Genomic DNA, 8,177 nt, shown 5'->3' with positions numbered 1-8,177 from the left:
CCGCCTCGCGACGACGCAGTTACCTTCGGCTACGGGGTCATGGCTTACCCCGGTGTGGACTTTCACCACACGGAATGCACGCCTTCGCGGGCGCACTAGGAGCGCAGCGTCGCCGCGCGATATCCGTGCTTGCCCACGAACAGGCTCACCGGGCTCCCGCATGCCCAACCTGCTACCTTGAAATTAATTAACTGTTGATTTAAATTTTAACGCATGAAAACACCCGCTTCCAAGTCCCTCGGCAAGCCCCGCCGTGCATCGAAGTCGCGTCGTCCAGGCCGCCCGAGCGGCGACGCTACCGATCAGCGCGAACGCTTGCTCGATGCCGCCCTCCACCACTACACCAGCCATGGCGTCACCGCGGCCAGCCTGCGCGGCATCGCCGAAGCGGCGGGCGTGACCCCGGCCATGATCAGCTATTACTTCGGCGGCAAGGCGGCGCTGTTCGATGCCGTCATCGAGGAGCGCCTGCTGCCGGTGGTCGGCGAACTGCGTGGCCACCTGGAAACGCTCGGCGATGACGCCGGCGCCTTGATCGATGGTTTCGTGCGCGGCATGCACGCCGCGGTCGAGCGCCACCCCTGGCTACCCACGCTGTGGGTGCGCGAGGTGCTCAGCGAGGGCGGAGCCTTGCGTGAACTGCTGGTGACGCGGATCGCCGAGCAGATCCCCCGGCGGCTGGCCGAAGCCTTCGCCCACGCCCAGCAACAGGGCCGGCTCAATGCCGACCTCGACCCCCGCCTGCTGGTGGTGTCGTTGATCGGTCTCACCCTGTTTCCGCTGGCCGCCGCGCCCCTATGGCACCAGATATTCGCTAGCGAGGACCTCGATAGCGCCGCCCTGCAGCGCCATACCCAGGCCCTGCTCGAACGTGGCCTGGAGGTCGATCATGTCCGCTGACGTGATGCGCCGCTATGGGTTGGTATGGCTGCTGGCGCTGCTGCCGCTGACGGGCTGCAGCGACTCGCCCCCGGCATTGCCGGGCACCCTGGAATGGGATCGCATCGCGCTGCCTGCCGAGGCCTCCGAGCCCGTGCTGCGCTGGGCGGTCGCCGAGGGCGACACGGTCGAAGCCGGCGACGTGCTACTGGAGCTCGACGGCCGCCGCCTGGAGGCCCGCCTCGAACGGGCGCGGGGAGAACTCGACCAGGCCGAAGCGCGACTCGCGGAACTTCGCCACGGTACGCGCGAGGAGACCCTCGATGCCGCGCGGGCCGACCTTGCCCGTGCCCGAGCCGCAAGCGAGCTGGCCGAGCGCGAGTATCGCCGTGCCCTGGAGCTACGTCGCCAGCAGGCGACCTCCCAGGCGGCGCTCGACCAGGCGCAGGCCAGCCGTGACCAGCGCCGCGCCGAGGTCGCGAGCCTGGAAGCCCGGTTGCAGGAGCTCATCCGGGGCGAACGCCCGGAACGCATCGACCAGGCCGCCGCCGCGGTCGCGGCGGCACAAGCCTCGCTACACGAATTGCGTCTCGAGCGCGAGCGCCTGGTCGTCAAGGCCCCGCGCGACGGGCGCATCGATGCCCTGCCCTTCCACCCCGGCGATCAACCCCCGGAGGGAGCGACCGTCGTCAGCCTGCTGGTCGGCGAGTCGCCCTATGCGCGGGTCTTCGTCCCCGCCCCCCGGCGTGCGGCCCTGGCGCCGGGCGACCGGCTACGGGTGCACGTCGAGGGCGTCGCCTCGCCTTTCACCGCGACACTGCGCAGCATCCGCAGCGAGCCCACCTTCACGCCTTACTATGCCCTGGTCGGCGATGATGCCAGCCGCCTGGTGTATCGCGCGGAACTGGAGCTGGAGGGAGAGGCGGCCCGGCGGCTGCCGGCGGGGCTACCGGTGAGAGTGGAGATGAACGATGACAGCCAGCCCTGATCACCCGGTGATTCGGGCACGCGGCCTCGGCAAGCGCTTCGGCAAACTGGCGGCGGTCGAGGCGCTCGACCTGAGCGTGTACCGGGGCGAGGTCTATGGCTTCCTCGGTCCCAACGGGTCGGGCAAGTCCACCACCCTGCGCATGCTTTGCGGTCTACTGCGGCCCAGCGACGGCGAGGTCGAAGTCCTCGGTCACCGCCTGCCCCGCGAGGCCGAACGCCTCAAGCGCCAGCTCGGCTACATGACCCAGTCCTTCTCGCTGTATGAAGACCTCACCGTCGGCGAGAACCTGGCGTTCCTGGCCGCCGTGCACGAACTGCCACGCGAGCCGGCACCCCGGCGCATCGGGGAGCTCCTCGACCGCTATTGGCTCGCCGATCGCCGCCACCAGCTCGCCGGCACCCTGAGCGGCGGCCAGAGGCAACGCCTGGCCCTGGCCGCTGCGGTGCTCCACGCTCCCGACCTGCTGCTGCTCGATGAGCCAACCAGCGCCGTCGATCCGCAATCGCGTCGCGAGTTCTGGGAGTCGTTGTTCGAGCTGGCCGATGGCGGGACCACCATCCTGGTTTCCACCCACTACATGGACGAGGCCGAGCGCTGCACGCGCCTGGCCATTCTCGACGAGGGCCGCCTGGTCGCCGATGACAGCCCTCGCGAGCTGATGGCCAGCCTGCCCGGCCGCCCGCTACTGGTGGAAAGCGACCGGCCGCGCCTCGCCCAGCGCCTGCTCGAGGACCAGCCCGGCGTCATCGCCCTGGCCCAGATCGGCGCCTCGCTGCGCCTGTTGGCCAGCGACGAGGCGGGGTTGGAGCAGCGCCTCACCGAACGGCTGCGCCAGGGGGGCATCGATGCCCGGCTCGTCCCCGGCACCGCCAACCTCGAGGACGTCTTCGTCGCCGCCACACGCCAACCCCGTCAGGCGACGCGGGAGGCCCCATGAAGCTGCGCCGGCTCGCCGCCATCGTGCTCAAGGAATTGCGCCAGTTGCGCCGCGACCGGCTGACGTTCGCCATGATCGTCGGCATTCCGGTCATGCAGTTGGTGCTGTTCGGCTATGCCATCAATCTCGACGTGCGCCAGTTGGAGGCCGCGGTACTCGACCAGGCCGATACCGCTCGCTCCCGCGAGCTGGTAGCGCAATTCGGCGCCAGCCAGGTGCTCGACCTTCGCTACCGGGCGGCAACGCCGCAAGAGGTCGACGAGATGATGCGCCGCGGCCAGATCAGTGTGGCGCTGATCCTGCCCGTGGACTTTGAGGCCCGCCTGGAGCGCGGCGACCGTTCGGCGCTGCAACTGGTGGTCGACGGCTCCGACCAGGTGGTGCAGGCGGCCGCTCGTCAGCTCGCCCGCTTCCCGGTCCCCGACTCCGCCGGCTGGACCCGGCAGACGGCGCCGATCGAGGTGGTGAATTTCTACAATCCCGAGCGCCGCGCCCCGATCAATACCGTGCCTGGCCTGATCGGGGTGATCCTGACCATGACCCTGGTGCTGTTCACCGCCATCGCCCTGGTACGTGAGCGCGAACGCGGCAACCTGGAGATGCTGATCGCCACGCCGATCTCACCTTGGGAGCTGACCCTGGGCAAGGTCCTGCCGTTCGTCGCCATCGGCCTGGTCCAGGTCACGGTGGTGCTGTTGCTCGGCCAGGCGCTGTTCGCGGTGCCGATCCGCGGCTCGTTGATCGAGCTCTACCTGGCCGCGCTGGTGTTCATTCTCGCCAGCCTGTCGCTGGGCATCTTCCTGTCGACCCTGGCGCGTAGCCAGTTTCAGGCCATGCAGCTGGCCTTCTTCACCTTCCTGCCGCAGATCCTGCTGTCGGGCTTCATGTTCCCGTTCGCCGGCATGCCCAAGGCGGCGCAGTGGCTGGCGGAGCTGCTGCCGCTGACCCACTTCCTGCGCCTGGTGCGCGGCATCATGCTGCGCGACGCCGGCCTGCTGGAACTGTGGCCGGCGCTGGCCGCGCTCGGCGTCTTCACCGTGGTGATGCTGAGTCTGGCGGTGTCTCGCATGCACAAGCGCCTGGACTGATCGGCACCGCTCGGCCCGCAGCCCGTAGCCCGTAGCCCGTAGCCCGTAGCCCGTAGCCCGTAGCCCGTAGCCCAGAGCCTACCCCTCCTCGTCGTCGGCGAGGTCGCGGCCGAAGGCCCGCCACTGGGTGAGCGTCATCACCTCGGTGGTTTCGGTCTGCAGGTCGTGGGCGATGATCAGTTCGCCACGCTCGAGCTGGCGCTTGAGCTGCCCCACCCAGGCGCGCATGCCTTCGCCGGTGTCGGTGGTGTCATAGCCCTGACGGGTGACGAAGGCCTCGAGCAGGGCCTCGAGGGTTTCGCCCGGCAACATCCGGTAGGGCACCTCGATGAAACGTCCGCTCATGCGTCGCTCTCTCCGCTTTCCCAGGATTCAAGACGCTTCAGGAACTCGTCCTCGTCGAGCACATCGACGCCCAGTTCCTCGGCCTTGGTCAGCTTGCTGCCGGCACCGGGGCCGGCCACCACGCCGGCGGTCTTCTTGGAGACGCTCCCGGAGACCTTGGCACCCAGCGCCTGCAGACGTGCCTTGCCTTCGTCGCGGGTCATGCTCTCCAGGGTGCCGGTCAGCACCCAGGTCTGGCCGTTCAGCGGCTGCGGGCGCTCGCCGATCTCTTCCTCTTCCCACTGCATGCCCTGCGCGATCAGGTCGTCGATGGTGTCGCGATTGTGCGGCTGCTGGAAGAAGGTATGGATATGTTCGGCGACCACCGGCCCCACATCGTTCACGGCCTCCAGGTCGGCGACTTCGGCGTCCATCAGGGCCGCCAGCGTGCCGAAGTGGCGTGCCAGGTTGTTGGCCGTGGCCTCCCCCACCTCGCGGATGCCGAGGGCATAGATAAAGCGTGCCAGGGTGGTGTGCTTGGCCTTGTCCAGTGACGCGACCAGGTTCTCGGAGGATTTCTGGGCCATGCGCGGCAGCTCGGCAAGCCGCTCGGCCTCCAGGCGGAACAGATCCGCCGCGGTCTCGACCCAGCCGCGCTCGACCAGTTGGTCGATCAACTTCTCGCCGAGGCCGTCGATATCCAAGGCGCGACGGCTGGCGAAGTGCTTCAACGCCTCCTTGCGTTGCGCAGGGCAATAGAGGCCACCGGAACAGCGCGCCGCCACCTCGCCCTCGGGGCGTTCGATCTGGGAATCACAGACCGGGCAGCGATCGGGAAAGACGATCTCCCGTGCCTCCCGGGGGCGCTGATCCTGGAGGACGCGCACGATCTGGGGGATCACGTCGCCGGCACGGCGAACGATCACCCTATCGCCGATCATCACCCCCAGACGTGCGATCTCATCCTGATTGTGCAGCGTGGCATTGGACACCGTGACCCCGGCCACCGTGACCGGCTCGAGGCGCGCCACCGGGGTGATGGCGCCGGTGCGCCCGACCTGGAATTCCACGTCGTTGAGCCGGGTGGTCTGCTCCTGGGCGGGAAACTTGAAGGCAATCGCCCAGCGCGGTGCACGGGCGACGAAGCCCAGCTCGCGCTGCAGGCGCAGGTCGTCGACCTTGATCACCGCCCCGTCGATATCGTAGCCGAGCTCATCACGCTGTTCGCCCAGCCGTCGGCAATAATCGAGCAGGCCCTGGCCACCCTCGACGACTTCCAGGGCGGGACTGGTGCGGAAACCATAATCGCGCAGCCGTGCCATCAGTTCGCTGTGGGTGGCGATGCCCGCGTCGGGCTCGAGGCGCGCCACTTGGTAGGCACAGAATTCCAGGGGCCGGGTGGCGGTGATTCGTGGGTCGAGTTGGCGCAGGCTGCCAGCCGCCGCATTGCGCGGGTTGGCGAACCCCTTGCCGCCTTCCTCGCGGGCACGCGCATTGAGGTTCTCGAAGCCGGAATGGCTCATGGTCACCTCGCCGCGCACTTCGACCAGCTCGGGCACGTTATCGCCACGCAACTTGAGCGGTACCGAACGCAGGGTACGCAGATTGGTGGTGATGCCTTCGCCGGTGCGACCATCACCGCGAGTGGCACCGCTGACCAGCACACCATGCTCGTAGACCAACGACACGGCCGCGCCGTCGAGCTTGGGTTCACAACAGAAGACCAGCGATTCGCCGTCGCGCTCGAGCCGCTCCCCGAGGCGCTTGACGAAGGCGCGCAATTCGTCCTCGTCAAAGGCGTTATCCAGCGACAACATGGGCACCGCATGTTCGACCTCGGGAAAGCCCTCGGCGGGTGGTGCCCCCACCCGCTGGGTCGGTGAATCGGGCGTCACCAGTTCGGGATATTCGGCTTCGATGTCCTGCAGACGTCGCAACTTGTGATCGTAATCGGCATCGGTCATCACCGGATCATCGAGCACATAGTAGCGGTAATTGGCGTCTTCAAGCTCGGCGCGAAGGCGCGCCACTTCCTCGAGAATCGAAGGATCAGGCTGGCTCATGTGGTCATGTTCCGGTCGAATGCATAAAGGCTCGAAGCTCGAAGCTCGAAGCTCGAAGCTCGAAGCTCGAAGCTCGAAGCTCGAAGCTCGAAGCTCGAAACCAATCATTGGATCGAAGTCTATCAACAAAACAACCCCGTGATCTCTCACGGGGTTGTTGTTACCTCTTCAAACTTACGGCTTACAGCTCATAGCTTATGGCTAATTCGCCTGGTAGCGATGCAGGCGGTGACGCCGCTCGAACTCCTGGACTCGCTGGCGGGCGAATTCCACGGTTTGTGCGGTCATCACACTGTGGTTCTCGTCCTTGAGTTCACCGCCCAGGTGGCGCACCACGACCATGGCCGTCTCGACCATCGCCTCGAAGGCGGCAGCCGTGTCGGTAGCGCCGGGAAGAGGCATCAACAGGGTGATGCCCGGCGTGGTGAACTCGTCCATCGCTTCGAGCGGGAAGATCCCGGGCTTGACGACATTGACCATGGAAAACTGCAATTCGCTTTCCGGATCCTCGGTCTCGAACCGGTGGAAGATACCCATCTCGCTGCTGTAGCGCAGCCCACAGGCCAGCATCAGGTCGAGCAGTGCCGCCCCGGAGAAGCCCTCTTCGTCGCGCGACATCACGCTGATGACGATCACTTCCTCGGCATGGCTCAGGGTATCACGCGCATGTTGGGCACTGACATCATTGCGCAACGCCTTCTCGACCACCGGATGCGGCGTCACCACGGGTTGCGGTTGATAGTCCAAGGAAGCGTCACCGCTATCGGCCGTCTCCCGCTCCATTGCGGCCGCTTCATCCGGCGCCGCTGCACGCGGCGGAGCGAACAGCGGATCATCATAATCATCTTCGACCAGCGAGCGTTCCTTCTCCCGCTGCCGTTTTTCGGCTTCGCGCGCCTCGCGTTCGGCCTTGGCTTGCTGCCGACGACTGGCCTCGCGCGCCTGACGCTCGACCTTTTCCTGCTCACGCTTGAGCTTGTCCTTCTTGCGTTGCGCCTTGCGCTCGGCAAAGTTCTTCTGCAGCGAGGCACCGAAACGCTGGACCGAGGCGCCCATGCGCGCGGAACCGGACTTCAAGGAGTCGCCCATGCCTTCGAGATCGACGAGACGATAGCGCTCGGCCTCGTCGTGGTCCTCGGGGTCGGCCGCAAGGCCGGCAACCTCGGAATCGCGCTCCGGCTCATCATCGAGAGCCGAGAGCGTCGGCTCGTTACGCTTGGGTCTCGTCTCGTGCTGCTCGGACGAGGCGTCGCTGGACGCTGCCGGCCGTTCGTTCGCCGCAACGGACGCTTCCCGACGGACATCATCTTCCCGGGGAGCAGTCGCCGTATTGCTGGCAGCCGAGGCCGCGGCCGGCGACTCGGAACGCGACGCCTGACGGGCTTCGCTCGTCGCGTGTGAGGGGTTCGCTGGCTTCGTCTCCGCCTCGGACCGCGGACGCTCCGGCTTCACCGTCGAGGTCCGCTCCTGATGGTTGCGCCAGTTGGCCAGCACCTTGGACGGCCCAGGATGTTCCTGCCGCTGCAGTTTGGGCTTGGGCTTGGACTCGGCCGTACTACTATAAGAGGCGGGCTTGACGACACGCGCCCCTCCATTGGGTAATTCCCAGTTGACCTCGGCCTCGCGAGCTGCCTGCTCGGGATCCGCCACTTCCCCCTTGCCCGAGCCGGTCGCGTCGTTGTCGACCTGATCGAGTCGGGGCACTCGACGCTGGCGTTGCAGGCGACGAACACCATCGATCACGATGATGGTCACCAGAGCCAGCCCCAGGATGATCAGCCACTCTCTTAGTTCCATGGGTCGTCTTGCCTGTTTGCTAAGGCGCCATGCCTGAATAAGTTGTACGTCACCAGCATAGCGCGATTACCAAAAAAAGGGCCACTTTTTTTGAATGT

7 protein-coding genes are annotated in these 8,177 nt (G+C 66.7%); 4 read left to right on the top strand and 3 right to left on the bottom strand.

Annotation, left to right across the window (positions count from 1 at the left end; all coding sequences use genetic code 11):
• Positions 1–213: 213 nt before the first annotated feature.
• From ACFOEV_RS12570 to ACFOEV_RS12555, 4 genes are read left to right on the top strand one after another with little or no spacing between them, the layout of a single operon-like run.
• Positions 214–900, top strand: a complete 687-nt coding sequence (locus ACFOEV_RS12570; RefSeq protein WP_386774419.1) for a TetR/AcrR family transcriptional regulator — start codon at positions 214–216, stop codon at positions 898–900.
• Entirely contained in the window at positions 890–1,867 is a 978-nt protein-coding gene (locus ACFOEV_RS12565) for an HlyD family secretion protein (RefSeq protein ID WP_386774417.1), read from the top strand. Before ACFOEV_RS12570 ends, ACFOEV_RS12565 begins: the two co-directional genes overlap by 11 nt.
• Complete coding sequence (locus ACFOEV_RS12560) at positions 1,851–2,807, top strand: ABC transporter ATP-binding protein (RefSeq protein ID WP_386774415.1); 957 nt, start codon at positions 1,851–1,853, stop codon at positions 2,805–2,807. The genes ACFOEV_RS12565 and ACFOEV_RS12560 overlap by 17 nt, the downstream gene beginning before the upstream one ends.
• Positions 2,804–3,895: an ABC transporter permease gene (locus ACFOEV_RS12555; RefSeq protein ID WP_386774413.1), complete on the top strand. Its 1,092-nt coding sequence runs from the start codon at positions 2,804–2,806 to the stop codon at positions 3,893–3,895. The genes ACFOEV_RS12560 and ACFOEV_RS12555 overlap by 4 nt, the downstream gene beginning before the upstream one ends.
• A 78-nt stretch (positions 3,896–3,973) precedes the next feature.
• Here ACFOEV_RS12555 and ACFOEV_RS12550 read toward each other — a convergent pair whose 3' ends face one another.
• From ACFOEV_RS12550 to zipA, 3 genes are all read right to left on the bottom strand, one after another.
• Entirely contained in the window at positions 3,974–4,240 is a 267-nt protein-coding gene (locus ACFOEV_RS12550) for a YheU family protein (RefSeq protein WP_386774411.1), read from the bottom strand.
• Positions 4,237–6,282 (bottom strand): NAD-dependent DNA ligase LigA, encoded by a 2,046-nt coding sequence (gene ligA / locus ACFOEV_RS12545; protein ID WP_386774409.1) that lies wholly within the window; start codon positions 6,280–6,282, stop codon positions 4,237–4,239. Before ligA ends, ACFOEV_RS12550 begins: the two co-directional genes overlap by 4 nt.
• Positions 6,283–6,483: 201 nt before the next feature.
• Positions 6,484–8,079, bottom strand: a complete 1,596-nt coding sequence (gene zipA, locus ACFOEV_RS12540) for a cell division protein ZipA (RefSeq protein ID WP_386774407.1) — start codon at positions 8,077–8,079, stop codon at positions 6,484–6,486.
• Between the last annotated feature and the right edge of the window lie 98 nt (positions 8,080–8,177).

The organism is Litchfieldella rifensis (assembly GCF_042646605.1).
Taxonomy (GTDB): Bacteria; Pseudomonadota; Gammaproteobacteria; order Pseudomonadales; family Halomonadaceae; genus Litchfieldella; species Litchfieldella rifensis.
The sequence above is the reverse complement of the archived record's forward strand: the minus strand, read 5'-3'. Positions and strand labels throughout refer to the sequence as shown.

What these genes read in the sequence shown, in the direction of transcription:
- ligA (WP_386774409.1), bottom strand. Translation starts at nt 6,282, where the DNA reads ATGAGCCAGCCTGATCCTTCGATTCTCGAGGAAGTGGCGCGCCTTCGC.
- ACFOEV_RS12550 (WP_386774411.1), bottom strand. Translation starts at nt 4,240, where the DNA reads ATGAGCGGACGTTTCATCGAGGTGCCCTACCGGATGTTGCCGGGCGAA.
- zipA (WP_386774407.1), bottom strand. Translation starts at nt 8,079, where the DNA reads ATGGAACTAAGAGAGTGGCTGATCATCCTGGGGCTGGCTCTGGTGACC.
- ACFOEV_RS12565 (WP_386774417.1), top strand. Translation starts at nt 890, where the DNA reads ATGTCCGCTGACGTGATGCGCCGCTATGGGTTGGTATGGCTGCTGGCG.
- ACFOEV_RS12570 (WP_386774419.1), top strand. Translation starts at nt 214, where the DNA reads ATGAAAACACCCGCTTCCAAGTCCCTCGGCAAGCCCCGCCGTGCATCG.
- ACFOEV_RS12555 (WP_386774413.1), top strand. Translation starts at nt 2,804, where the DNA reads ATGAAGCTGCGCCGGCTCGCCGCCATCGTGCTCAAGGAATTGCGCCAG.
- ACFOEV_RS12560 (WP_386774415.1), top strand. Translation starts at nt 1,851, where the DNA reads ATGACAGCCAGCCCTGATCACCCGGTGATTCGGGCACGCGGCCTCGGC.